Below are 23,848 nucleotides of genomic sequence, written 5' to 3'. Positions count from 1 at the left end.
AAGCATTCATGCCCGGCGTCAATGTCAGTGGGGATCGCTAGAGTGAAACCATGCTCCTGACCCTCATTCGGCGCTACTCCAAACCGTACGCGCCGTACATCCTTGCTGTCGTCGTTTTCCAGCTTGCATCCACCATCGCCGCGCTCTATCTTCCCAGCCTGAACGCGCAGATCATCGATGAAGGGGTGGCGCGCGGAGACACCGATTTCATTTGGCGTACCGGTGCCATGATGCTCCTGGTGGCCTTCGCCCAGGTGGGTGCGGCCATTGCCGGCGTGTATTTCGGCTCCCGCACGGCCATGGCGGTGGGCCGGGACCTGCGGCGCGCGGTGTTCCGTAAGGTCACGAGCTTCTCTGCCAAGGACGTCAACGGGTTCGGAGCCCCCACCTTGATCACCCGAGGCACCAACGATGTCCAGCAGGTGCAGATGCTCCTGCTGATGGGGTTGAACTTCATGGTTGCCACCCCCATCATGTGCGTCGGCGGCATCATCATGGCGCTGCGCGAGGACCTCAACCTGTCGTGGCTCGTCTGGGTATCGGTTCCGCTGCTGGCAGTCGTGGTGGGGTACCTGGTGGTCCGGCTCATGCCGCTGTTCCGCACCATGCAGCGCAAGATCGACCGGATCAACGCCGTGCTGCGGGAGCAGATCATTGGCATCCGGGTGGTCCGGGCCTTCGTGCGTGAACCGTTCGAAACCGAACGTTTCGGCGGCGCCAACAAGGAACTTACGGACGTCTCGCTCCGGATTGGGGCACTGTTTGTCCTGATGTTCCCGGCCATCAGCATGATCCTGCACCTGTCCACCGCCGCGGTGCTCTGGTTCGGCGGCCAGCGGGTGGACGCCGGGGCCATGCAGGTGGGATCGCTGACGGCGTTCCTGCAGTACCTGCTTCAGATCCTGATGGCCGTCATGATGGGCACCTTCATGGCAATGATGATCCCGCGCGCCTCCGTCTGCGCCGACCGCATCGGCGAGGTGCTCGGCGTGGAACCCTCCATCCACGATCCCCAGGACCCGCAGGCCCCGGCCTCGCTGGCCGGCGTGGTGGAGTACCGCAACGTCACCTTCGCCTACCCGGGAGCTGAGTCTCCGGTGCTCAGCAACATCAGCTTCACGGCCCGGCCCGGACAGACCATTGCCATCATCGGGTCCACGGGTGCGGGCAAGACGTCACTCCTGTCCCTCCTCCCCAGGCTGTACGACCCCGTGGAGGGCCAGGTACTGCTGGACGGCGTTCCGGTGGACCGCATGGACCGTGCCGAGATCACCAAACGGGTGGCCCTGGTGCCGCAGCGTCCCTACCTGTTTTCAGGGACCATCGAGCACAACCTCCGCTTCGGCAAGACCGAAGCCACGGACCAGGAACTGTGGGAGGCGCTCCGGGTAGCCCAGGGCGAGTCCTTCGTCCGGGAGAAGAAGAACGGGTTGGAATCACGGATCGCACAAGGTGGAACCAACGTATCCGGCGGCCAGCGGCAGCGCCTCTGCATTGCCCGTGCGCTGGTGACGAAGCCCCGGGTCTACCTCTTCGACGACTCCTTCTCGGCCCTGGACGTGGCCACGGACGCCCGGCTCCGGGCCGCCCTCAAAGGCACAACCTCGGACGCCACCGTCATCATCGTGGCCCAGCGGATCTCCACCATTACCGACGCCGACCAGATCCTGGTGCTGGACAACGGCAGGATCGTGGACCGCGGCACCCATGAGGAACTGCTGGAAACGTCGCCTACATACCAGGAAATCGTCGAATCCCAGCTGAGCGTGGAGGAAATGGCATGAGCGCCCGCAAGAAGGACTCCAGCCCCATGGAAGAAACCCCGCTGCCCGCCCAGCCGGCGGCAGGCGCCGGAGAGGTCCCGCCCGGGCAGCCCGGCGACGAGGACTTCGTCGAGGAGGAGTTCACGCCCACCGAAGCGGACGGCGGCATGTTCGGTGCCATGCCCGCCAAGAAGGCCGAACACTTCTGGCCATCGGCCAAACGCCTCATGGGCCTGCTGAGGCCCGAAGCCGTTGGCATCTACGCCGTGGTGGGCCTGGTGGTGGTTTCCGTGGTCCTCAATGTCATTGCCCCCAAGATCCTCGGCCAGGCCATGGACGTCATCTTCGCCGGGGTCGTCGGCAAGCAGCTGCCCGCCGGGGCGAGCAAGGAGCAGTTCGTCGCCGGCCTTCGCCAGCAGGGCCAGGACAACTTCGCGGACATGGTGTCGCGGATGGAACTGGTACCCGGGACCGGCATCAACTTCGACAAGCTCACCACGCTGATCGCCGTGGTCCTGCTGATGTACTTCGTTGCAAACATCTTTATGTGGCTGCAGGGGTACGTGCTTAACCGCATTGTCATGAAGGTCATCCGGCGGCTGCGCGACGACACCGAGAGCAAGCTCAACCGCCTTCCGCTGAACTACTTCGACACCCGGCAGCGCGGCGACGTGCTGTCCCGGGTGACCAACGACGTCGACAACATCCAGCAGGCACTCCAACAGGCCTTTGCCCAGTTGGTCAACTCCGTGCTGACCGTGGTGGGCATCGTGATCATGATGTTCATCGTGTCCTGGCAGCTCGCCCTGATCGCCCTGATCGCCCTCCCGCTCTCCGGCGTGGCCGCGGGCATGATCGGGGTTCGAAGCCAGAAGCTCTTTGCGGCCCAGTGGAAGAACACCGGAACCCTTAACGGCCAAATCGAGGAGTCGTTCTCCGGGCACGACCTCGTCCGCGTGTTCGGCCGGGATGCGGACATGCTGGAGCGGTTCGAGGAACGCAACGAAGCACTCTACAAGGCAAGTTTCGGAGCGCAGTTCGTTTCCGGGATCATCTTCCCCGTCATGCAGTTCGTGTCCTACCTCAGCTACGTGGGCATCGCCGTGGTGGGCGGCCTGCGGGTGGCCTCCGGCGCCATGTCCCTGGGCGATGCGACGGCGTTCATCCAGTACTCCCGCGAGTTCACCCAGCCGCTGGGGCAGATGGCCGGCATGGCCAACATGCTGCAGTCGGGCGTGGCGTCCTCCGAGCGCGTCTTCGAATTCCTGGACGCCGACGAAGAGGAAGCGGAAACCGCCACCGAGCACCTGCCCGCCAAGACCGACGGCCATGTGGATTTCAAGAACGTCACCTTCAGCTACACCCCTGACAAGCCGCTCATCGAGGACCTGTCTTTCACGGCCGAGCCTGGAAATACCGTCGCGATCGTCGGTCCCACCGGGGCAGGCAAAACCACCTTGGTGAACCTGGTCATGCGGTTCTACGAGCTCAACTCCGGCTCCATCATGCTCGACGGCGTGGACGTGACCCACCTCAGCCGGGCGGAGCTGCGCTCCAAGGTGGGCATGGTGCTCCAGGACGCCTGGTTGTTCGGCGGGTCGATTTACGACAACATCCGGTACGGCAACCTCGAAGCCTCCGAGGAACAGGTCATGGCAGCGGCGAAGGCGACCTTCGTGGACCGCTTCGTCCGCGCGCTCCCCGAGGGCTACGACACCGTGATTGATGAGGAAGGAAACAACGTCAGCGCCGGCGAGAAGCAGCTGATCACCATCGCCCGCGCCTTCGTGGCCAACCCCTCGCTGCTGATCCTGGATGAAGCCACCAGCTCCGTGGACACCCGCACGGAACTGATGGTGCAGAAGGCCATGGCGGCACTGCGCAGCGATCGAACCAGTTTCGTGATCGCGCACCGCCTCTCCACCATCCGTGACGCGGACACCATCCTGGTCATGGAGAACGGACGAATCGTCGAACAAGGCAACCACCAGGTGCTGCTCGCGGCCGGGGGCGCCTACCACCGCCTGTACATGTCCCAGTTTGCCGGTGCGGATGCGGGCGAGATGCCGGTGGATGATTCGACGGCGGTGCACAGCTGAGCGCGCACGGGGGCGGCCGGATCGAAGTCCTGGTGCCCATGCGGTGGGGCGACATGGACGCCTATGGCCACATCAACAACGTCCAGATCGTACGCATGCTGGAGGAGGCGAGGATCGCAGCCTTCGGACCGCCCCGGGGCGCCGGCCTGCCGGGCATCGAGCCGCACGTGTCCCTCTTCAATGACCTTCCGCCCGGAACCTTGGCCCTGGTGGTTGACCATAAGATCCGGTACGTACGGACACTCGAGTACCGCAACGTCCCGGCCGTGGTCCAGGTATGGATCGGCGCCGTCAAGGGGGCCAGTTTCGACATCCACTACGTCCTCCAGGACCCCGTCAGCAGGGAGGACTGCGTGAAGGCCAGCAGCCACCTGGCGTTCGTGGACGAAGCCACCGGCAGGGTACTGAGGCTCACCCAGGAACAAAAGGACCGGATGGCCCCGTACAGGCACTAAGCCCCTGTACAAGTCCGGCCCGACCCATTGGACTGGACCTACGACGGACAGCGAAAGGAAACCCTGATGGCCAGGACTAAGAACCGTGCCGCGCGGAAGAAGAAGACATGGAAGGAGATGTCCCCTTCCGGCAAGGCGGGCACCATCCTGACGGCGATTGTGCAGGTGTCCCTGCTCATTGCCGCCCAGCGGGACATCTCCCGCCGGCCTGCGGAGCTCATCAACGGGCCGAAGGCTGCCTGGCGGGCGGCTTCCTTCGTCAACTTCATCGGACCCATGGGGTACTTCGTCTTTGGCCGGAAGCGGTCTGCCGGCGGCGCCTAAACCGGCAGGCGGGGACGCCAGGCCGCGGCGGCAGCGAACCGGCGTGGAGCCGCCGCCCAGCTTGACCCTGTAAATTTGAGGGCATGACCCCCACCGCCATTGCTGCCATGACCCGCGCCCTCGGCATCTCCAGGGAGATCGAAGACGCAGCGTGGTTTGTCCTGGGCCCCGGCCTGCAGGGAAAGGCGTCGCCGCTGGACGGGCGAACCCGGACGTGGTCGGTCGCGGCGGCTTCAGAGCTTCTGGACCGCCTGGAGCGGGGTATTCCGGACGCCAAGGCGCCGATGATGACCAACCTCCGCGAGAACCTGGGCGGCGCCACCCGTGGAGCCAAGCAACTGGCGGTGGAGCTGCTCTTCCTGCAGTCCCTGCCGCTGGCCCACGAAGTGAAATCCCTCAAGGTCAAGCGCGCCCGCGTCGCCGAGGCCGCCGGCTGGCTGGAGCCGCCGCTTGAGCTTCCCGAAGAGCTTTACGCGGGCATGACGGACCACGGCGTGATCCGCGACCGGACGGCTGAATTCAACTGGACCATCTGGGACCACCTCAAGTGGCTTTGCCGGTTCGTCCGGAACGTCGCACAGCGGCCCGCCGCCGTGGTGCAGGCCGCCATCAAGGATCCCCTGCAGTTCCACCGCCTTGCGGCCTCCACGCCGGATGACCAGCCTGCCATCCGCCGCAGCATCGAATTCCTGGCGTGGCCCAGCTACTTCGAGCCCGTGGTGGCGGATGTGGAGCGGCAGGAAATCCGTGACGCGTTCGCCTCGCTCGTGGGCGGGGCCAACGGCGACAGCGAAGAGGACATCACCGCGGACATCCACCGCATCCGCCTGCACCTGGACGAGCAGGCGGGCCAGCGCATCGACTGGTACTCCCGGCAACTGGTCAGCCAGTGGCGCAAAGTCGGGGACCCCGGACGGCGGGCCTGGCTGCTCCGGACCCACGGCGACCACCCCGAGCTCCTCACAGCCTGGCACGCGGAGGAGAAAGTGACCCTGGACGTCGAACATCTCCGCCCCCTGGAGCCGGGGGTCAGTGCAGGCGTGGTCCAACACGCCGTGGACGAGGACTACAAGCACCTTGGCTACGTGGAGCGTGAGGACACCAAAACCGCTGCCCTGGCGTTCCTTACCGTCATGAAGCCCGGGGACCTGGTGCTCTACCAGCACGCCGGTACGGTGCGGCTGGGTGGCGTGCTGGGGGAGCCGGAGTACAACGACGACAACCGCCGGCTGCGGCGCAAGGTGCGCTGGTTCGACGTCGGCCACGCCACCACCAGCCTGCCCCGCCACGTCCAGCGCCAGCTCAGCACGCCCGGCATCGTCGTGGACGCCACCAGGGTGGTGCAGGCGCTGCAGGCGCTCCTGCCCGCAGAAGCGGAGACCGAGCCAGACGCCGAAACCGAAGGCGCCGCCGTCGTACCCCCCGTCCAGGAGGGCTTCCGCGCACTGACGCCCGAGTTCGCCGCGTCCCTGCACATGGAGCTGGAACCGCTCCAGGAGATCGCCGAGCTGCTCGAGGAAAACCGCCAGGTGGTCCTCTACGGTCCGCCCGGCACCGGCAAGACCTACCTGGCCAAGCACCTCGCGGCGGAGCTGGCGGATGACACCACGGACGAACGCGTCAAACTGGTCCAGTTCCACCCGTCCTACGCCTACGAGGATTTCTTCGAGGGATACCGGCCGGACAAGACCGACGACGGACAGGTCTCCTTCAAACTGGTGGCCGGCCCCCTGCGCCGGCTGGCGGAAGAAGCCGCGAAACCCGGGAACGAGAAGAAGCCGTACTTCCTCATCATTGACGAGATGAACCGCGCCAACCTGGCCAAGGTGTTCGGCGAGCTGTACTTCCTGCTGGAATACCGCGATGACCGGATCTACCTGCAGTACAGCCCCAACGAACCCTTCACGCTGCCGGACAACCTCTACATCATCGGCACCATGAACACCGCGGACCGGTCCATCGCCATGATGGACGCCGCCATCCGGCGCCGTTTCTCCTTCATTGAGCTGCACCCGCAGACGGAGCCGGTGAAGGGGTCCCTGCTCCGGTTCCTGGCGACCCGGCAGCTGGACACCACCCCGGCTCTGTTGCTGGATGCGCTCAACGGTGCCATCGACGAATGGGACCGGGACCTGATGATCGGGCCGTCCTACTTCATGAAACCGGCAGCCCAGACCCCGGCCGGGCTGCGCCGGATCTGGAAATACGAGCTCATGCCGCTGCTGGAGGAGCACTACCATGGCCAGCTGACCAGGGCCCAGCTGGAGGAACGTTTCGGGCTGGACCAGCTGCTGGGACGCCTTGCAGCGCGCTGACCCCCGGGCGTCCGTCCGGCACCTGGTCCTGGACGAGCTGTCCGGCGGCATGGTGGAACGGCTGGACGCACCAAGCGCGTCCTTCCTGAACGCCAGCGGCCTGGCCAGGGCCTCGCCTATGGGCATGGGGTTGTACCGGATCGAGCCGGTGGGCAAGGTGGGCTCCGTGCGGACCCCAACGGTGCAGCTCGACGTCCGGCCCAAGGACCGGCTGGGTCTGGGCAGGCTCCTGTTCCTGCTCAGCTACGCGGGGGAACAGGGCTTTCGCCCGGACGCCGTGGCCGCCGACGAAGAACGCGACCTGTGGAGTGCGCTGGCGGAATCCCTGGCGCAATTGGCCGAACGCGCCTTGGGCCGCGGCGTCCTGCAGGGCTACCTCACGGTGGACGAATCCTTGCGGACCGTCAAGGGGCGGATCCGGATTTCGGACCAGATCTCACGCCGGCCGGGAATGCTGGTTCCCTTGGAGGTCTCCTACGACGAGTTCACCGAGGACATCGCGGAAAACCGGATCCTGCGGGCGGCCCTGGAACGAATGGGGCAGGTGCCCGGCGTGCGGCCGGAGGTGCTGGGCCGGCTGCGGCAGCTGAAGGGAAAGCTCGACGCCGTCACCCGCCTTCCCTCCGGGGCGCCGGTTCCGCCGTGGAAGCCAACCAGGATGAACCTGCGCTACCACGCCGTCCTGCGCCTGGCCGAGCTGATCCTGCGCAACGCCTCCGCGGAATCAGGCGAGGGCAAGCAGCAGACGGCCTCATTCGTGGTGGACATGGCGCAGGTGTTCGAGGATTTTGTGGGCACCGCGTTGCGCAGCGCGATGGCCGCCTACCCGGGGGAGCTGCGGCTTCGCTACAACGCCCTGCTCAGCGAGGCCGTGCGCGATTCCGACCGTTTGTCCGTCCGTCCGGACGCCGTGCACCTGCTGGGTGGGCGCCCGGTGGTGGCCTACAACGCCAAATACCGGGCAGCCTCCGACGCCGGTGCTTCCCTGACAGCTGACCACTACCAGGTGCTGGCGCACTGCACCGCCCTTGCGGTGCCTACCGCCTGGCTCGTCTACGCCGGGAAGGGCGAAATGAAACTCCGCCGGATCCTGAACACGGACATCGACATTGTGGAGTTCCCGCTGGACCTCAGCCAGCCGCCGTCGGACATCCTGGACTCCATCCGGGACCTTGCCCGGCAGTCCTGGGGCGAAGTCGCCCGCGTTTCGGCAAGCTCAACCACCGGTGGTTGAGCCGGTCGAAGTCAGACCGGCACCCGGAACGTAAACGTCGTCCCCTTGCCGAGCGTGCTGTCGACGTCGATGGTCCCGCCGTGGGCCTCGACGATCGCCTTGCTGATGGGCAGGCCCAGCCCCACCCCGGGGATCGCGGTGCGCCGGACGTTGCTGGTGCGGAAGAACTTGGCAAAAACCTCCGACGCGTCTTCCGGGCTCATGCCCATGCCCGTGTCCGATACCCTGCAGGCCAGGTGTCCGTCCTCCTGCGCCAGCGAGACCACCACCTGGCCGCCGTCGGGGGAATACTTGATGGCGTTGGACACCAGGTTGTCCAGCACCTGCGAGATCCGGGCGCTGTCCACGTGGGCCTCGAGCTGCGGCGGAGTTTCGGCACGCAGCTCCACCCCGGCCGCGGCAGCCCGCGGCATCGCCGAGGACACACTGCTTTGCACCAGTTCGGCCACGTCAACGGTGTGGGGTGTGACGATCAACTGGCCGTTACGGCTGGACAGCAGGTCCGAGACCAGGGTCAGGAGCCGCTCGGAATTGCGGTGGATGATCTCCAGCATCTCCCGCTGCGACGGGTCCGGTTCGTCCGCGAGCAGGATCTCGACGTAGCCCAGGATGGACGTCAGCGGGGTGCGGAACTCGTGCGAGACGCTGGAGACGAAGTCGTCCTTGGCGGCGAGGGCGTTCACCAGGTCCGTGACGTCGCTGAAGACGATCACGGAACCGGCGAAGCGGCCGTCCGAATCCTTCATGGGCCGGGCTGTGGTCACCAGGGCCCGTTGTTGGCTTCCTTCACCCAGCCACACCAGGTAGTCGGTGAAGGTTTCCCCCAGGACGGCGCGGCGGACCGGACGTTCCGCCACGGGGACCAGGGTCTTCCGGTCCGGGCCGAAGACCAGGAGCTGGGACTCGTTGGGGTCCGCAATATCCTTTGGCCGTGCCAGCTCGTGGTTGGCCCGTTGCTTCCGGTTCATCAGCACGTCGTGGCCGTCGGCGTCCACCGCCAGGACACCAAGGTGCACGGTATCCAGGACGGTGTTCAGCAGCGACTCCTGCCGGTTGCTGGTGCGCAGGCTGGCGCGCAGTTGCTCGTCCTTGTCCTCCAGCTGGTTCTGCTGGCGCATCATGCTCAGCGTCAGGACGCTCACGGACACTCCAATCCCCAGCATCATGACGGGCAGCAGGAGGGACCGGGCGAAGTCCTGCGGGGTGTAGTTGCCTTTCAGGAGCAGCGGCACCCAGATGATGGCCAGTGGACCCAGGAAGGAGAACCACAGTGCCGCCTTGGGGTAGTACCCGGAGGCGCAGAGCCAGATGACGGGGAACACGGCCAGCAGGCTGATTCCGGTAAGGCTTTCCTGGCCGCCCTCGCGGCCTGCACCAATAGAGATGAAGTCCAGCACCGGGATGGCCAGGAAACTGGTGTACGGCAGCCGGTCCCACGGGACGGCGTAGCAAAGCGCCATGAGCACCAGCTGGGAGATGAGAAAGGTGACGAACAGGGGATTGCCCATGGTGTCCGGGAAGAACGCCCACACCAGGAATGCCGTGAGGAGAGTGGTGACGAACAACGGCATCTGGCTCAATGCCACCCGGTCCGTCAGCCGGTATTCATGGAAGGGCCGCTTGAAAAACCGCAGCCGACCGGATGACCAGGCCGTCGGGGCGCTCATCGTTCGGTAGACGCGGAAGTCGGAGTGTTCGAGACCATACCAGCAGGATATCCGCAGCCAGCTATACTTCTGACGTTGGCACTGAGGGGGCTCTATGAGTGAGGCACGTGTGGGTCTGGTCATCGAAGATGACCACGACATTCGGGAACTGGTTCGCACTGTGCTGACCCAGGCTGGATTTGACGTTACCGTCGCCAGTGGCGGCGCTGAGGGCGTCTTGATGGCCAAGAGCCTGAATCCTGACGTTATTACGCTGGATTTGGGACTGCCGGACATTGACGGCTTTGAAGTTTCCCGGCAGATCCGGGAGTTTTCGGACGCCTATATTGTGATGTTGACGGCGCGTACCGAAGAGCTGGACACGTTGATCGGGCTCGAATCGGGTGCGGACGACTACCTCACCAAACCGTTCCGGCCCCGGGAGCTCCGTGCCCGGGTCGCGGCCATGATGCGGCGCCCACGGTCCGTTCCGGACCCCGGCGACGTCGCGGTGGACCCGTCGTCGGACGGCGCCGCCCACCCGGAGCGTGGAAACTTCAGCCACAACGGCCTTGAGTTGAGCTACGCGTCCCGTACCGTAACCGTCGACGGCACGGAAATGAACCTGACCCGCACCGAATTCGAGCTGCTGTACGCGCTCCTCGAGGCGGGCCGCACGGTCCGGACCAAGTCGGACCTGGTGCGCCGGCTCCGGGACGAGGATTACGACGTCGGCAGCTACATCAGCGAGGCTGACGAACGTTCCGTCGAAGTCCACATGGGAAACCTTCGCAAGAAGCTGGGCGACTCGCCGCAGCAGCCGCGGTGGCTGCAGACAGTCCGCGGGGTCGGTTACCGGTTGGCGCCGGGACAACACTGAGCCTGTAACCGGTGGATGGTCTGCCGGCTGCACTGGGTGATGGGCCGCAGGAACGTCGCCGCCAGCCTCGGCAACGCCACCGACATGTCAGCGTGGCGGGCCTCGGCCCTGATTTCGGCTTCCAGGTCCTGGGCCATGCCCGCCAGCCGTTCAGCACCGACCATTTGGCTTGCCGTCTTCAGGCTGAGGACCGCGTCCATTGAACCTTCCAGGTCACCCGTGGTGAGGGCGAGCCTCAGCTTTTCCAGCCGCTCCGGGAGGTAGTCGATGAAGTTGGCCACGAAGACCCGGCCGTAGCCCTCTTCCTCCTCAAGCTCTTCCCGCAAACGGTCCAGGACCGATGGGTCCACCAGCGGTCTGGGTGCATCATCTGAGGTGCTCATGACACTCCTTTCGGCTGACACTGCGGACTCTGGAACCACGTGAAATTGCGGACTCTGGAACCACGCGGTTAGGCGTGGGAACCGGTGTTTGTTCAGGTTAGGACTGTTCCCGGGCGGCATCCGGGGTTGGGAAATTAATTGCGGGTTTCTTGATGAGATTGCGGTTTTTGGCCCTATCATCAAGCCAGTGCTTTTCGCGCTACCACACAAGCGGCCTGGCCGCCTTCAAATCTGGGGATAGATTGCCGTGTTTCGTTCGCTGAAGATTTTTGTCCTGGCTTTGTTGGTGGCCTCCGGATTGGTGGTGGCCGCGGTCCAACCAGCCAGCGCGGCCACCTCGCCTCAAATCACCCTCAACCCGGCGTCCGGTCCGGCCGGCTCCGCCGTGACCGTCGCCGGAACCGGGTTCAAGGCCTCCACTACCGGGACGGTGATTGTGGGTTCGGCGACTTTCGCGTTCCAGACCAGCTCCACCGGGGCGTTCAGTACCGGCATCACCATTCCTGCCGCGTCCACCGGAAGCATCACCATTGCCGCCAAGACCTCGTCCATCAAGGCATCCGCCACGTTCGTAGTGCAACCGGCGCCGGCCCCTCCCACCGTCAGCAGCGCGGCCCTTCGCTTCGGGGTGGCCAACGCCGGGGGGCCGTTGGCCGGCAGTGAGTTGGACGAGGTAGCCACCCTTGCCGGGGAAAGTCCGTCCATCCTGATGATCTACAAGGATTTCCTCCAAGCGCCTCCGGTGGCTGAGATGGACGCCGCCCGCTCCCGGGGTGCCACCCCGTTGGTCACCTGGGAACCGTGGGCGTGGGGTGGTGGGGTGAACCAGCCTGCCTACGCTTTGGACCGGGTGGCCGCCGGCGATTTCGACGCGACCATCACCCAGTGGGGCCAGTCAATCGCTGCCTGGGGCAAGCCGGTGATGTTGCGTTTCGCCCATGAAATGAACGGCAACTGGTACCCGTGGGCGGAAGGCGTCAACGGCAACCAGCCAGGCGACTACGTGGCCGCCTGGCGGCATGTGCACGACGTCGTCGCCGCCACGGGTGCCGCCAACGTCCAGTGGGTGTGGTCGCCCAACGTGCCCTACTGGGGGTCCACGGACCTGGCAGGTTTGTACCCGGGCGGGGGATACGTCGACGTCGTGGCCCTGGACGGCTACAACTGGGGCACGTCGCAAACCTGGAGCAGCTGGGTTTCACCCGTGGACCTCTTTGCCCCGGGCATCACCCAGCTCCGTTCCCTTGCCCCGGGGAAACCGGTCCTGATTGCCGAGACCGCCTCCAGCGAGCTGGGCGGTTCCAAGCCGACGTGGAACACGGACCTGGTGTCCTACCTGGCCGCGCAGCCAGACGTCATGGGCTTCGTCTGGTTCCACATGCAAAAGGAAACCGACTGGCGCATCAACAGCAGCGCGTCGTCAGCTACCGCGTTCAAGTCAGCCTTGTTGGCCCGGAGGAGCTAGGGGATAGGGGCACTGCTCCGGAACGACGGGTGGCGGGCTGCCGTATCCCGGCAACCCAATGATCTTGTCCTGCCCGGATCAAGGACGGCGGCGGAAACAACCAAAGATTGCCTCCAGATTGCGGTGTCAGGGGCGGGCATCGAGGAACTCGAGCAGGTGGGTTTCGAGGGCTGAACGGTCCTTCATTTCGCACTCCCAGACGGTCAGCACCTTCCAGCCGGCGCTTTCCAGTTGGCGCAGTTGATCGGCGTCGCGTTCACGGGTGCGGGTGCGTTTTGCCTTCCAGAAGTCCGCATTGGCCTTGGGTGCGTGTTGACCCACCCGGCAGGTATGGAAATGCCAGAAGCAGCCATGGACAAAGATCACTTTGTGGCGCCCGGCGAAAACCAGGTCCGGATTGCCCGGGAGCTTGGTGCCGGCGGAGGTGCCGTGCAGGCGGTACCTGTAGCCCTTGGCGTGCAGGAGCCGGCGCACCAGCAACTCCGGTTTGGTGTCCTTGCCGCGGATCCTGGACATGTTCCAGCTGCGCCTCTCCGGGGAGAGCTTGTCCGCGGTGGGTTCGGCCGCGCTGGAGGTGCCTGGCATCTTTCCAGTCTAGGAGTGCTAGATCTCGCGCTCCGGCTGTTCGCCAAAAACGAAGTGCCTGCCGCTCACGGAGGAGGGGGTGATCTCCACGTAGAAGTCCTTGAGCGTGGGAACCCAGGTTTTCAGGCCGAGCTCTTCAATGGCGGCCAGCTCGTCCGAGTTGCTCAGCACGCGCGCCGTGCCCCGCAGCACAACGGACCACGCCTCAGCGGACAGGATGCCATCGGTCTCAAAAAGGACCCGGGCGTTGATGGTCAGCTGCGCCAGTTTGTTCCCTGGTGCCGTCCGGAGATAGACCTTCCGGTTCGACGTCACGTAATTCACCGGAAAAATATCGGGTTCGCCCGCAACGGAAACCACCAGCCGGCCATGTTGCGTGGCCGCCAGAAGCCGCCAGGACTGCTCATCGTCGAGTTCCAGGACGGGATTGCCGTCCGCATGTTCAAACATCATGCCGCCATTGTTCTCGTCCGGCTGGAAACGCACCAGAGTCCGGAGTCCCCTTTACGAAGCATGCAATCCGTGCCGGGAGCAACTGGCCCACCAGCCCAGCGGGGAAACCTGGACCCGGAGCCGGCGGCCGCACGACGCGCAGAAGCGCGGCGGCTCCAGCTGGAGAAGGTCCGCGCACCTGGTGTGGTGGTACGACGGCGGTGCGTCGCCGCCGTCGTCCTCCTCCTGCTTGGGCGCGTTCTCCTCCGCGGGCGCGTTCCCGTGCAGGGAACGGGGCTGCAGAGGAAGTCCGCAGAGTTCGCAGTAGGGCGTCCCAGTCGAGGGGATCAGGTCCGGGGTGCTCACAGGGTTTTCTGCAATTCCTTGATGGGCATGTTCAGGTCCACCAGGAGGTTCAGGTCGGCGGTGGCCGGGCGGCCCAGGGTGGTCAGGTAGTTGCCGACAATCACGGCGTTAATGCCGCCAAGGAGGCCTTGCCGGGTACCGAGGTCGCCGAGGGTCAGTTCGCGGCCGCCGGCGTAGCGCAGCACGGTACCGGGCATGGCCAGCCGGAAAGCCGCGATTGCCCGCAGGGCGTCTTTGCCGTCCATGAGCGGCTGGTCCTGGAGCGGCGTGCCCGGCCTGGGGTTGAGGAAGTTGAGCGGAACCTCGTGTGGTCCAAGGGCCGCCAGTTGCGCGGCGAGTTCGGCCCTTTGCTCCAGGGTTTCACCCATCCCGATCAATGCCCCGCAGCACAGCTCCATGCCGGCATCCTTGACCATGGCGCAGGTTTCCAGCCGTTCCTCGTAGGTGTGGGTGGTGACCACCTGCGGGAAAAAGCTGCGGGCGGTTTCCAGGTTGTGGTTGTAGCGGTGGACGCCCCAGCCGGCCAGCTGCTCCACCTGCCGGCGGGTCAGCATGCCCAGGGAGCAGGCGATATTGATGTCCACTTCCTGCCTAATGCGGTCGATGGCGAACTTGACTTGGTTCATGAGTTTGATGTCGGGGCCGCGGACAGCAGCCACGATGCAGAATTCCGTAGCGCCGGTGGCTGCGGTTTCCTTGGCGGCCTTGACCAGTTCCGGTATGTCCAGCCATACGCCGCGGACCGGGGAATCGAACAGCCCGGATTGGCTGCAGAAATGGCAGTCCTCGGGGCAGCCTCCGGTCTTGATGGAGATGATGCCTTCCACTTCCACGTCTTCGCCGCAATGCCTTAACCGGACGTGGTGGGCCAGTTCCAGGAGCGCCGGGAGTGCCTCGTCAGGAAGGCGGAGGACGTCCAGCAGCTGTTCCCGGGCCAGGCCGGCGCCCTGTTCAAGGACCTGCCGCCTGGCCGTTTCCAGGATGGAGTGGTCCTGCAAGGGAGGGGAATTCGTCATTGCTGTCCTTTGGCTCGCCTTCATGTCCTTTCCTTTCCGACGCTAGTTCGGTGCGCGCCTGCTGTTTTTGTGGACCGCATACAAGGCGGGATCGCGGACTTTGTTGACACCTGCAGTCAATACTTAACGCTGCCGAAACAGTTCCGTGACCGCCCTGTCGTTTCGGCTGGATAGCGTCGCTTCGAGACGTTCCCCTCCCATCGAAAGAGACAGGCAAATGAGCCAGGACCTGGATACCCAGCAGTTGCTGGAACCCGCGGCACCCGCCGGGGCCGCCGTCGTCGGACATCCTCCGGCGACCACGACGGCGGGCAACACCGCCGCCCTCACCGCCACCAAGGAAAGCCTGGAAGACTACACGCTCCGGTTCGCGCCGCGTTCCTATCGCAAGTGGAGCGCCGGGGTGGTGGCCACCAGCGCGCTGGGCGGCATCGCGTATCTTGCAGACTTCTCGATCGGCGCCAACATCGGCATTTCCTACGGAACGGTCAACGCGATCCTGGGGATTGTGGTGGCCGCCGTCGTCATCTTCGCCACCGGATTCCCGCTGGCCTACTACGCTGCCCGCTACAACATCGACCTGGACCTGATCACCCGTGGCTCCGGTTTCGGCTACTACGGGTCCGTGGTCACCAACGTCATCTTCGCGACCTTCACCTTCATTTTCTTCGCCCTGGAAGGCTCCATCATGGCCCAAGGCCTGGAGTTGGGGCTCGGAATTCCGCAGTGGATGGGCTACGCCGCGTCCACCATCATCATCATTCCGCTGGTCATTTACGGGATGAACACCCTTGCCAAGCTGCAGGTGTGGACCACTCCGCTCTGGCTGCTCCTGATGGTGGTGCCGGTGGGGTACTTGCTCTTCTCCCACCCCGAGAGCATCGACAGCTTCTTTGCGTACACCGGTGCGTCCGCGGACGGCGGCCCCAACCTGGCATCCGTCATGCTTGCCGCCGGGGTGTGCCTGTCGCTGATGGCGCAGATCGCTGAACAGATCGACTACCTCCGGTTCATGCCGCCGCGTACGGATGCCAACAGGGGAGCCTGGTGGCGGGCTGTCATCCTGGCCGGTCCGGGCTGGGTGATCTTCGGTGCCATCAAGCAAATCGTGGGGCTGTTCATTGCCATCTACCTGATCGCCACGCTCGACCCCGCCGCTTCGGCAACGGCCAACGAGCCGGTTCACCAGTTCCTGGGCGTCTACCAGGAAATGATGCCGGCCTGGCTGGCCATGACCCTTGCGGTGGTGCTGGTGGTCATCTCCCAGATCAAGATCAACGTGACGAACGCCTATTCAGGCTCGCTGGCGTGGACCAACTCTTTCACCCGGATCACCAAGACCTACCCCGGCCGGATGGTGTTCGTGGTGGTGAACCTGCTGATCGCCCTTGTCCTGATGGAAGCGAACATGTTCGATTTCCTCAACACCATCCTCGGGTTCTACGCCAACTGCGCCATGGCCTGGGTGGTCACGGTGGCGTCCGATATCGCTATCAACAAATACCTGCTCAAGATCTCGCCCAAGGTGCCGGAGTTCCGCCGCGGCATGCTGTACGCCGTGAACCCGGTTGGATTCGTGTCCATGCTGGTGTCAGCCGGTGTTTCGATCGCTGTCTTCTTCGGGGCGTTCGGGGCCGCCATCCAGCCGTACTCGCCGATCTTCGCCGTGGGCCTGGCGCTGGTCCTTCCTCCGGTCCTCGCGGTGCTCACCCGGGGGAGGTACTACCTGCGGCGCACGGATGACGGCATTGAGCTCCCCATGTTCGACGCCGACGGCAACCCCAGCGACGCCAAGCTCCTGTGCCACGTGACCGGGATGGAATTCGAACGGCCGGACATGGTGCGCTCGGCGCAGGACGCCCCCGACGGCGGACCGCAGTACGTTTCGTCGCTCGCCTTGTCCACCGACAAGACAGGCGAACTGGTGCTGCCGGCCGCGAAATAGCAGGGTTCATTCTTTTCTTGGGAAGGAAGCCGGTGCCGTATGGCGCCGGCTTCCTTTATGACTTTTCTGTGCTGCGGGCTGGTGGTAGAACCGAGGACGTTGGCCTGTGGATAAGTCTTAGCGCCACATTGTGACCTGGGCTACCCTTAAGTCACTGTTCGGAGCAAGCCGTCTTGAAACTACTGGGGGAATAGCGGCCCATGACACTACAGAAGCCTTTTACGTCGCGCATTTTTTGGTCCCGTCCGCAGCGGTACACCGCGGGGGCCCTTGTGATTGCGGGCTCGCTCCTGCTGGCCGGCTGCGCGGGCTCATCCCCCGCAGATCCAGGCACAACCTCGCCGGCTGCATCGGAGAGCGCCACGCCAAGCGCCGCGGCCACCCCAACCTCGACGCCCAGCGCCGTCTACAAGCCGGCCGACGCATCCGGCCCCGCCCAGAACGTCCCGGTCCCCGTGCTTCCTGACGTTGCGAAGACGGAGACGAAGGAAGGGGCGGAAGCCTTTTCCAGTTATTGGTTCAGCGTTCTCAGTTATTCCTATGAGACTGGCGACGCTGCGCTGTTCGACAGCATTTCGCCTGATCCTTGCGAAGCCTGTCAGAAAGTAAGCAAAGTGATCAAAGACTGGCATTCCGAAGGACGCTGGCTAGTAGGCGGGAAGGTGTCGACCCCGGTAGTAAACACTACATTCACCAAGACTCAGAACGGCACGTACCAGGTATCTCTTCAGGTACATCAGGAGCCGCTTTCATACATGAGGGCTGATGGGACTGTAGCTCGTACGGACCCCCAGGCACCCGATCAAGGAAACCTGCTTGTCCTCTCATACGATGCGGGGGCGTGGTCGGTGGTAGAGCTCGGAAGCATCGTTGGTTAGTTGTGACGGCTCTTCGACTTCTCTCCGTCGTACTCGCAGCATTGATGTCGTTGGGGAATTCAACTTTGCCTGCCCTGGCGGACGGTAGCGGCGACCCAGACTTCGGAGGCGCTTGGGACCCCGGTCTCACGGTGGTTGGTCATACGTGGGACCCGGAGCGGAACGAGTTTGTTCAAGTCGACCCGAGCGTGCCCAATGCTGACCCCAACGAGTACAAATACGAGCTGCAGTGCCACCTTGGCGGCGGAGACTTCGACACTCCCTGCCTTGGCCGACAGCTCGACTGCAAGGACAGGGAAGACGGCGCCAAGGGTATTCCGGTCATGTGGCTCTCGCGGCCACGCGGTGTTCCCGGTGCGGTCTGGGCACACCACTCAGGCCCCACCTGCCTTTACGATGCCAAACCGGAGGATCTCCTGCCACGGATCGCTGCGGACATTCAACGGCAATTCCAGAACCTGCCTGTGAATGCGGGCAGCGTCGTGGCCCAGCCCAGCCCCAATACTCTGCGTGGCGCCGAAACCAATTTCTACGCGGAGGCCGTCGAGCAGCAGTTCGACATCACCATGTTCGGCCAGCAGGTCCATGTCGTGGCAACACCCGTCCAGTACACCTGGAACTACGGTGACGGGACTGTGTTCGGCCCCCAGCCGTCTATGGGCGGTCCCCTCCCGCAGGACCGGTGGGGAGAAAAGACGCGGACCAGCCACGCCTACGCCGCAACCGGGGATTTCCAGGTGGTGCTGACGACGTCCTTCCAAGGCACGTACTCGGTGAATTCCGGTCCACCATTGCCCATCCCGGGCCAAGGCCAGTTCAGCGCCCCGCCGGAAGGCATCAGCGTCTGGCGTTCGCTGACCCGCAACTACGCGGACGACTGCAACGCCAACCCCCAAGGCCAAGGTTGCCCAGGTGCCGTGACACCGCGCTGAGCCCGCTCCCGGATCCGAACGCCCAAAGTCCAAGAATGTGATCCCGGTCCCAGAAGGAATAGTTGCACGCGCCCTACAGTTGGCATGGACAGTACGTCTCCAGCCTTCGAAAGGAACTGCGCATGCTGTTTTCCCCCCTCACCCTCGGCGAGCTCGAACTTCCCAACCGCCTGGTGATGGCGCCCCTGACCCGCCTCCGTGCAGGCGAAAAGGGCGTCCCGGGCCCGCTCCTGGCGGAACACTACCGCCAGCGCGCTTCCCTGGGCCTCATCGTCAGCGAGGGCACCTACCCCACTCCCGCCGGCCAGGCATACCCCGGCCAGCCCGGAATCGTCACCGAGGAACAGGTCGCCGGCTGGAAGAAGGTAACGGATGCCGTCCACGCCGAGGGCGGCCACATGTTCGCCCAGATCATGCACGGCGGACGGGTTTCCCATTCGGACATCACCGGGGGCCTGGAAATTGTCGCCCCCAGCGCGGTGGCCATTGACGGCGTCGTCCGCACTCCCGAAGGCAAGAAGCCGTACCCTGTGCCGCACGCGCTGACCACCGACGAACTCCCCATGGTCATCCAGGAATTCGTCAACGCCTCACTGAACGCCATCGAGGCAGGCTTCGACGGCGTGGAACTGCACTCGGCCAACGGCTACCTCCTGCACGAATTCCTGGCCCCCAACTCCAATGTCCGCACTGACAGCTATGGCGGATCACCGGAGAACCGTGCCCGCTTCGTCATCGAAACCGTCAACGCCGTGGTGGCAGCCCTCGGCGCCAACCGGGTGGGCCTGCGCATTTCCCCCGAGCACAACGTCCAGGGCATTTCCGAAACGGATGCAGCGGATGTCCGTGACACCTATGAGGTCCTGGTGGACAGCATCGCGCCGCTCAACCTGGCGTACCTGAGCATCCTGCACCACGAGCCCACCGGCGAACTGGTCCAGGACCTCCGCGAACGCTTCGGCGGCCCCTTCCTGGTCAACACCGGCTTCGGCGTGATCACCACGAAGGAAGAAGCCGTGACCCTGGTGGCCGACGGCCACGCGGACGCCGTGGTGGTGGGACGCCCGGCCATCGCCAACCCGGACCTGGCCCGCCGCTGGAAGGAAAGCCTTCCGCTGAACGAGCCGGACCCGTCCACCTTCTACGCAGAAGGCGCCACCGGCTACACGGATTACCCGGTGTACCAGGGCTAGGCATTTCTTCGGCCAACCCGAATCAAACGACGACGGCGGCACCCAGCGTGGGTGCCGCCGTCGTTGGCTGTCAGGGGTGCTGGTCCCGGGCAGCAGTGCCGCGAGGCCATCCGACGGCCTCCGGCTGAGAATTTATGTGGCCCGCCGGACTCCCTCGGAAGCCGGCGGTGATCAGATGATACTCCAACGAATGGACTCCTGCCAGAGCCACTTTGTGAGTCGGCATCCGGCTCACATCACGGCCTCACGGCCAGTGCCCTCCCGCATCAGCAGCCTGCCGTCCTCAATGGAGACCAGCACGCTTTTGGGCCTGCCGCTGACCTTGGTGATGGCCTTGAGCCCGCGGTTGGTGACTTCAACTCCCACCTGGGCGCCCTTGGCCGGAAGCTCCACCGAAACTTCAGAGGCGATGCCCAGCAACGGATTGGTGGAAACATCCATGTCCCTGCGCACAACTTTGCCGTTGACCGTCACGGTGATGTTGGCTTCTTCAAACCCCTCCTGAAACACGACAAGCAGTTCCCGCATGGTGGCCTCTTCCTCGAGCATGGGTGCCAGTGACTGCAAGACCACTACAGCACTTTGCGGGCCCGAGTGGAATACTCGCTTTTGCTGGCGCTTGCCGGTCAGTGCCGGCCGCGGTGGAGCCATGCGGGCCGGTAGGGCAAGATGTTCTGGTGACCCAACAGCCTGTGCCTTCCCCCGCTTCCACCTCCTCAGCCGTGACCGCCGAGGACCCCATCTACGGCCAGATCGCCGATGAACTGGGGGTCAAGGCCTGGCAGGTGAAGGCGGCGGTAGGACTGCTCGACGCCGGGTCAACAGTCCCCTTCATCGCCAGGTACCGCAAGGAAGCCACGGGGACGCTCGACGACACCCAACTCCGCGACCTCGACGAACGCCTCCGCTACCTCCGCGAACTCGAGGACCGGCGTCGAACAGTGCTTGAAGCGGTTGAGGCGCGAGGCCAGCTGACGCCGGAACTCCGCAGGGCGATCCTGGCGGCGGACACCAAGTCCAGGCTGGAGGACATCTACCTGCCGTTCAAGTCCAAGCGACGCACCAAGGCCCAGATTGCCCGGGAAGCCGGACTGGAACCGCTCGCGGACGCGCTGCTGAAGCGCCCGGACCTCCACCCTGAACGGGAGGCCGCAAAGTACCTCAACAGTGAGCACTCCATTGGCGATGCCGCCGCCGCGCTCGCCGGCGCCAGGGCCATCCTGGTGGAGCGGGTGGCCCAGGATCCGGATCTTGCCGCCACCCTGCGGGACCGGCTGTGGAGCCAGGGCCGGATGGTGTCCCGCGTCAAGAAGGGCAAAGAATCCGAGGGCCAGAAGTTCTCTGACTACTTCGAATTTGCGCAGGCCCCGGACCGGATGCCGTCCCACCGGGTGCTGGCGCTGCTTCGCGGCGAGAAAGACGGCATCCTGGACCTGGATCTCGCCGAAGCCGATCCCTCCGACGACGCCGCGCTGACCGCCGCCCGGGCACGCTACGAGTCCGCGGTGGGCAGGTTCCTCGGCGTCGCTGACCGTGGCCGTCCCGCCGACGCCTGGTTGCTGCAGACCGCCCAGGTGGCATGGCGTTCCCGCGTCCTTGCCCGGCTCACCGCCGACCTCCGGGGCCGGATGTTCGCCGCTGCGGAGGACGAAGCGGTGCGGGTGTTCGCTGCCAACCTGCGCGACGTCCTGCTGGCCGCCCCCGCAGGGAACCGTGCCACCCTGGGACTGGACCCCGGGCTGCGGACCGGAGTGAAAGTCGCCGTCGTGGACGGTACCGGCAAAGTCGTCGCCACGGACACGGTGTACCCGCACGCGCCGGCGCGAAAATGGGACGAAGCCCTAACCACCCTGGTGCACTTGGCCCGCCGGCACTCGGTCGAACTCGTGGCGGTCGGCAACGGGACCGCGTCGCGCGAGACGGACAAGCTCGCCGCGGAACTGATCAAGCTGCTGCCGGACGTGGACCGAAAGCCACAAAAGCTCGTCGTGTCGGAAGCCGGCGCCTCGGTCTACTCAGCGTCGGCGCTCGCCGCCGCCGAACTCCCGGGGATGGACGTTTCGCTCCGCGGCGCCGTGTCCATTGCCCGGCGCCTGCAGGATCCACTCGCCGAACTCGTCAAGATCGATCCCAAGTCCATCGGCGTGGGCCAGTACCAGCATGACGTGACAGCGTCCAAGCTGGACCGGAGCCTTGACGCAGTGGTGGAGGACTGCGTGAACGCCGTGGGCGTGGACGTCAACACAGCTTCACCCGCGCTGCTGAGCCGGGTGGCCGGCGTCGGACCGTTGCTGAGTGAAAACATCGTGGCGTACCGCAACGAACACGGGCCCTTCTCCAAGCGGACCGACCTGAAGAAGGTCCCACGGCTGGGCGCCAAGGCGTTCGAGCAATGCGCCGGCTTCCTCCGGATCACCGCGGGAGCGGAACCGCTTGACGCCTCGAGCGTGCACCCGGAATCGTATGCCGTGGCGAGGAAGATTCTGGTGGCCGCCGGGTCGGCGCCCGCGACATCCCTGGACCCCCGGAACTTCGTCGACGATACCTTCGGGCTCCCCACGGTCAAGGACATCCTGGCCGAGCTGGATAAACCCGGCCGGGACCCACGCCCCGCCTTCGCCGCAGCCACCTTCTCGGAGGGGATCGAGAAGATCTCGGACCTCAAGCCCGGCATGGTCCTGGAGGGGACGGTGACCAACGTTGCGGCGTTCGGGGCGTTCGTGGACGTGGGAGTGCACCAGGACGGACTGGTTCACGTTTCGGCCTTGGCCAACCGGTTCGTCTCCGACCCCCGCGAGGTGGTCAAGTCCGGGCAAGTGGTGCGCGTCAAAGTCTTGGAGGCTGATCCGGAACGGAAGCGGATTTCGCTGACCCTAAGGCTCGACGACGAACCGGCCGGCGGCGGGGCAGCTTCGGGGCGGCGCGGCCCGGGCGCCGGTAAGACGGAGCGGACCGGAAAGCCTGAGCGCGGCGGAAAACCTGACCGCGGCGAGCGTGGTGGCCGCCCCGACCGCCAACAGCCAAAGCAAGCGGCCGGAGCGCCCGGCTCTGTCCGGTCGGCTCCCAAACCCCAGCCCGGCAGCAATACGGCCATGGCCGAGGCGCTCCGGAAAGCCGGCCTGGCTTAGCAGCCTTGCGGTGAGCCCGGACACGCTGTTATCCGGGCCCACCGATCATGCGGGGCCGTCCGAACCTGGTCCGGACTCCCGGCGAATAGAGCACTGAATCCGGCGGCCCGTCAACAGTGATCCCGGCAGCTCCAATCAGTCCATCGGTTAGCTGCCGCACCTCCGCGTGGAAGAGCGGCCACGCCTGGTGGGTGTTCGGCACGTAGGCGGTCCGGCCCAAAAAGCGGCCGTGCATCCCGAACCTCGCGGTCAGGAAGACAGACAGGGAATCAGTGGCCGGCTCCCGGAGCTTGGGGACGACCACGAAGTCGCTCCGTGCTCCCGTGCTGCCAAACCGGCGCACGGTGTAGCCGACTGGAAATTCATCAGTGGACCCGGCAGCGTCTCCGCCGGGATGCTGTGTTCGGCTCCTGGCGTCCGGAAAGGGCGGACGTTGCCGGATACGCGACCAGACGTAGGGGATGGCAGCCGCCCGTGTGGCCAGGACCACCGGCAGCCGGTTCGCATCCAGGCTCAGGAACACCACTCCGCGGGTCCCGTCCGGCTCACGGGAGTACAGCCGGACGTTCACCTCGTTGAAGCTGCCCAAGTACGGAACGCCTGGGCCGCGCCCAAGCCCCGCCTGCTCCATGCGAAAGCCGATCAAACCCACCCAGGAACTGCCGTCGAACACGTCCGGCCGGATTCCCTCAGGCATGAACGCCGCTGCCTCCGCCTCCGGGGTACGCCAGTGAAGGAAAACGGCCTCAAGCCAGCGTTGGTCGGAGAACACCGGCGCAGGAAGTTCCGGAGGCCGCGGCCACACTCCT

The 23,848-nt window shown here is 65.2% G+C and carries 21 protein-coding genes; 13 read left to right on the top strand and 8 right to left on the bottom strand.

Translation table 11 applies throughout. The annotated features are described in order from the left end of the window. The first annotated feature begins 50 nt into the window (after positions 1 to 50). From AC4EEO_RS14680 to AC4EEO_RS14655, 6 genes are all read left to right on the top strand, one after another. A complete protein-coding gene (locus AC4EEO_RS14680) occupies positions 51 to 1,784 on the top strand; it encodes an ABC transporter ATP-binding protein (protein ID WP_109863821.1) in 1,734 nt (577 codons plus the stop codon). Continuing rightward, a complete protein-coding gene (locus AC4EEO_RS14675; protein ID WP_018762212.1) occupies positions 1,781 to 3,862 on the top strand; it encodes an ABC transporter ATP-binding protein in 2,082 nt (693 codons plus the stop codon). The genes AC4EEO_RS14680 and AC4EEO_RS14675 overlap by 4 nt, the downstream gene beginning before the upstream one ends. Before the next feature lie 38 nt (positions 3,863 to 3,900). After that, positions 3,901 to 4,317, top strand: a complete 417-nt coding sequence (locus tag AC4EEO_RS14670) for an acyl-CoA thioesterase (RefSeq protein WP_018762213.1) — start codon at positions 3,901 to 3,903, stop codon at positions 4,315 to 4,317. A gap of 66 nt (positions 4,318 to 4,383) precedes the next feature. Beyond that, the gene (locus tag AC4EEO_RS14665; protein WP_018762214.1) at positions 4,384 to 4,641 is read left to right on the top strand and encodes a PLDc N-terminal domain-containing protein; all 258 of its coding nucleotides are present in this window, start codon (positions 4,384 to 4,386) and stop codon (positions 4,639 to 4,641) included. Positions 4,642 to 4,724: 83 nt separating this feature from the next. After that, positions 4,725 to 6,956 (top strand): McrB family protein, encoded by a 2,232-nt coding sequence (locus AC4EEO_RS14660; RefSeq protein ID WP_133832488.1) that lies wholly within the window; start codon positions 4,725 to 4,727, stop codon positions 6,954 to 6,956. Further along, positions 6,943 to 8,190: a 5-methylcytosine restriction system specificity protein McrC gene (locus AC4EEO_RS14655; protein ID WP_491339164.1), complete on the top strand. Its 1,248-nt coding sequence runs from the start codon at positions 6,943 to 6,945 to the stop codon at positions 8,188 to 8,190. The genes AC4EEO_RS14660 and AC4EEO_RS14655 overlap by 14 nt, the downstream gene beginning before the upstream one ends. An 11-nt stretch (positions 8,191 to 8,201) precedes the next feature. On the opposite strand, the gene AC4EEO_RS14650 is transcribed toward AC4EEO_RS14655, so the two are convergent. Further along, a complete protein-coding gene (locus tag AC4EEO_RS14650; RefSeq protein ID WP_491339163.1) occupies positions 8,202 to 9,857 on the bottom strand; it encodes a sensor histidine kinase in 1,656 nt (551 codons plus the stop codon). A gap of 94 nt (positions 9,858 to 9,951) precedes the next feature. Between AC4EEO_RS14650 and AC4EEO_RS14645 the strand changes: the two genes are divergently transcribed. After that, positions 9,952 to 10,716, top strand: coding sequence for a response regulator transcription factor (locus tag AC4EEO_RS14645; RefSeq protein WP_208294429.1), 765 nt, complete (start codon positions 9,952 to 9,954; stop codon positions 10,714 to 10,716). On the opposite strand, the gene AC4EEO_RS14640 is transcribed toward AC4EEO_RS14645, so the two are convergent. Then, a complete protein-coding gene (locus AC4EEO_RS14640; RefSeq protein ID WP_018762219.1) occupies positions 10,689 to 11,099 on the bottom strand; it encodes an Hpt domain-containing protein in 411 nt (136 codons plus the stop codon). The two genes, AC4EEO_RS14645 and AC4EEO_RS14640, sit on opposite strands and share 28 nt — an antisense overlap. 247 nt (positions 11,100 to 11,346) lie before the next feature. On the opposite strand from AC4EEO_RS14640, the gene AC4EEO_RS14635 reads away from it, so the two are divergent. Beyond that, positions 11,347 to 12,564, top strand: a complete 1,218-nt coding sequence (locus AC4EEO_RS14635) for a glycosyl hydrolase (RefSeq protein ID WP_018762220.1) — start codon at positions 11,347 to 11,349, stop codon at positions 12,562 to 12,564. 126 nt (positions 12,565 to 12,690) lie between these two features. On the opposite strand, the gene AC4EEO_RS14630 is transcribed toward AC4EEO_RS14635, so the two are convergent. From AC4EEO_RS14630 to bioB, 4 genes are read right to left on the bottom strand one after another with little or no spacing between them, the layout of a single operon-like run. Next, positions 12,691 to 13,149, bottom strand: a complete 459-nt coding sequence (locus tag AC4EEO_RS14630; protein WP_491339162.1) for a very short patch repair endonuclease — start codon at positions 13,147 to 13,149, stop codon at positions 12,691 to 12,693. Positions 13,150 to 13,167: 18 nt separating this feature from the next. Next, the gene (locus tag AC4EEO_RS14625) at positions 13,168 to 13,602 is read right to left on the bottom strand and encodes a pyridoxamine 5'-phosphate oxidase family protein (RefSeq protein WP_026264709.1); all 435 of its coding nucleotides are present in this window, start codon (positions 13,600 to 13,602) and stop codon (positions 13,168 to 13,170) included. A gap of 51 nt (positions 13,603 to 13,653) precedes the next feature. Beyond that, a complete protein-coding gene (bsaP, locus tag AC4EEO_RS14620; protein WP_491339161.1) occupies positions 13,654 to 13,947 on the bottom strand; it encodes a biotin synthase auxiliary protein BsaP in 294 nt (97 codons plus the stop codon). Beyond that, complete coding sequence (gene bioB / locus AC4EEO_RS14615) at positions 13,944 to 14,963, bottom strand: biotin synthase BioB (protein ID WP_285318492.1); 1,020 nt, start codon at positions 14,961 to 14,963, stop codon at positions 13,944 to 13,946. Before bioB ends, bsaP begins: the two co-directional genes overlap by 4 nt. A 217-nt stretch (positions 14,964 to 15,180) precedes the next feature. On the opposite strand from bioB, the gene AC4EEO_RS14610 reads away from it, so the two are divergent. The 4 genes from AC4EEO_RS14610 (at position 15,181) to AC4EEO_RS14595 (ending at position 19,911) form a co-directional block, all read left to right on the top strand. Next, positions 15,181 to 16,908 (top strand): purine-cytosine permease family protein, encoded by a 1,728-nt coding sequence (locus tag AC4EEO_RS14610; RefSeq protein WP_491339160.1) that lies wholly within the window; start codon positions 15,181 to 15,183, stop codon positions 16,906 to 16,908. A gap of 200 nt (positions 16,909 to 17,108) precedes the next feature. After that, positions 17,109 to 17,786 (top strand): DUF6318 family protein, encoded by a 678-nt coding sequence (locus AC4EEO_RS14605; protein WP_491339159.1) that lies wholly within the window; start codon positions 17,109 to 17,111, stop codon positions 17,784 to 17,786. Between the two features lie 188 nt (positions 17,787 to 17,974). After that, positions 17,975 to 18,718, top strand: a complete 744-nt coding sequence (locus AC4EEO_RS14600; RefSeq protein WP_491339158.1) for a hypothetical protein — start codon at positions 17,975 to 17,977, stop codon at positions 18,716 to 18,718. Between the two features lie 122 nt (positions 18,719 to 18,840). Continuing rightward, positions 18,841 to 19,911 (top strand): alkene reductase, encoded by a 1,071-nt coding sequence (locus tag AC4EEO_RS14595; RefSeq protein ID WP_285318498.1) that lies wholly within the window; start codon positions 18,841 to 18,843, stop codon positions 19,909 to 19,911. A 231-nt stretch (positions 19,912 to 20,142) separates the two neighbouring features. On the opposite strand, the gene AC4EEO_RS14590 is transcribed toward AC4EEO_RS14595, so the two are convergent. Continuing rightward, complete coding sequence (locus AC4EEO_RS14590) at positions 20,143 to 20,460, bottom strand: hypothetical protein (RefSeq protein ID WP_018762229.1); 318 nt, start codon at positions 20,458 to 20,460, stop codon at positions 20,143 to 20,145. Positions 20,461 to 20,588: 128 nt separating this feature from the next. Here AC4EEO_RS14590 and AC4EEO_RS14585 point away from each other — a divergent pair, with 128 nt between their 5' ends. Then, positions 20,589 to 23,039, top strand: coding sequence for a Tex family protein (locus AC4EEO_RS14585; RefSeq protein WP_491339157.1), 2,451 nt, complete (start codon positions 20,589 to 20,591; stop codon positions 23,037 to 23,039). Between the two features lie 28 nt (positions 23,040 to 23,067). On the opposite strand, the gene AC4EEO_RS14580 is transcribed toward AC4EEO_RS14585, so the two are convergent. Continuing rightward, positions 23,068 to 23,811 (bottom strand): YqjF family protein, encoded by a 744-nt coding sequence (locus AC4EEO_RS14580; protein WP_491330901.1) that lies wholly within the window; start codon positions 23,809 to 23,811, stop codon positions 23,068 to 23,070. Positions 23,812 to 23,848: the final 37 nt, after the last annotated feature.

Source organism: Pseudarthrobacter sp. MOO13, from assembly GCF_058267655.1.
The sequence above is the reverse complement of the archived record's forward strand: the minus strand, read 5'-3'. Positions and strand labels throughout refer to the sequence as shown.

Bases quoted from the DNA above. Each gene is read 5' to 3' on its own strand.
- AC4EEO_RS14665 (WP_018762214.1), top strand. From the start codon at position 4,384: ATGGCCAGGACTAAGAACCGTGCCGCGCGGAAGAAGAAGACATGGAAG.
- AC4EEO_RS14595 (WP_285318498.1), top strand. From the start codon at position 18,841: ATGCTGTTTTCCCCCCTCACCCTCGGCGAGCTCGAACTTCCCAACCGC.
- AC4EEO_RS14660 (WP_133832488.1), top strand. From the start codon at position 4,725: ATGACCCCCACCGCCATTGCTGCCATGACCCGCGCCCTCGGCATCTCC.
- AC4EEO_RS14650 (WP_491339163.1), bottom strand. From the start codon at position 9,857: ATGAGCGCCCCGACGGCCTGGTCATCCGGTCGGCTGCGGTTTTTCAAG.
- AC4EEO_RS14625 (WP_026264709.1), bottom strand. From the start codon at position 13,602: ATGATGTTTGAACATGCGGACGGCAATCCCGTCCTGGAACTCGACGAT.
- AC4EEO_RS14645 (WP_208294429.1), top strand. From the start codon at position 9,952: ATGAGTGAGGCACGTGTGGGTCTGGTCATCGAAGATGACCACGACATT.
- AC4EEO_RS14670 (WP_018762213.1), top strand. From the start codon at position 3,901: ATGCGGTGGGGCGACATGGACGCCTATGGCCACATCAACAACGTCCAG.
- AC4EEO_RS14610 (WP_491339160.1), top strand. From the start codon at position 15,181: ATGAGCCAGGACCTGGATACCCAGCAGTTGCTGGAACCCGCGGCACCC.
- AC4EEO_RS14675 (WP_018762212.1), top strand. From the start codon at position 1,781: ATGAGCGCCCGCAAGAAGGACTCCAGCCCCATGGAAGAAACCCCGCTG.
- bioB (WP_285318492.1), bottom strand. From the start codon at position 14,963: ATGACGAATTCCCCTCCCTTGCAGGACCACTCCATCCTGGAAACGGCC.
- AC4EEO_RS14680 (WP_109863821.1), top strand. From the start codon at position 51: ATGCTCCTGACCCTCATTCGGCGCTACTCCAAACCGTACGCGCCGTAC.
- AC4EEO_RS14630 (WP_491339162.1), bottom strand. From the start codon at position 13,149: ATGCCAGGCACCTCCAGCGCGGCCGAACCCACCGCGGACAAGCTCTCC.
- AC4EEO_RS14590 (WP_018762229.1), bottom strand. From the start codon at position 20,460: ATGCTCGAGGAAGAGGCCACCATGCGGGAACTGCTTGTCGTGTTTCAG.
- AC4EEO_RS14605 (WP_491339159.1), top strand. From the start codon at position 17,109: ATGACACTACAGAAGCCTTTTACGTCGCGCATTTTTTGGTCCCGTCCG.
- AC4EEO_RS14640 (WP_018762219.1), bottom strand. From the start codon at position 11,099: ATGAGCACCTCAGATGATGCACCCAGACCGCTGGTGGACCCATCGGTC.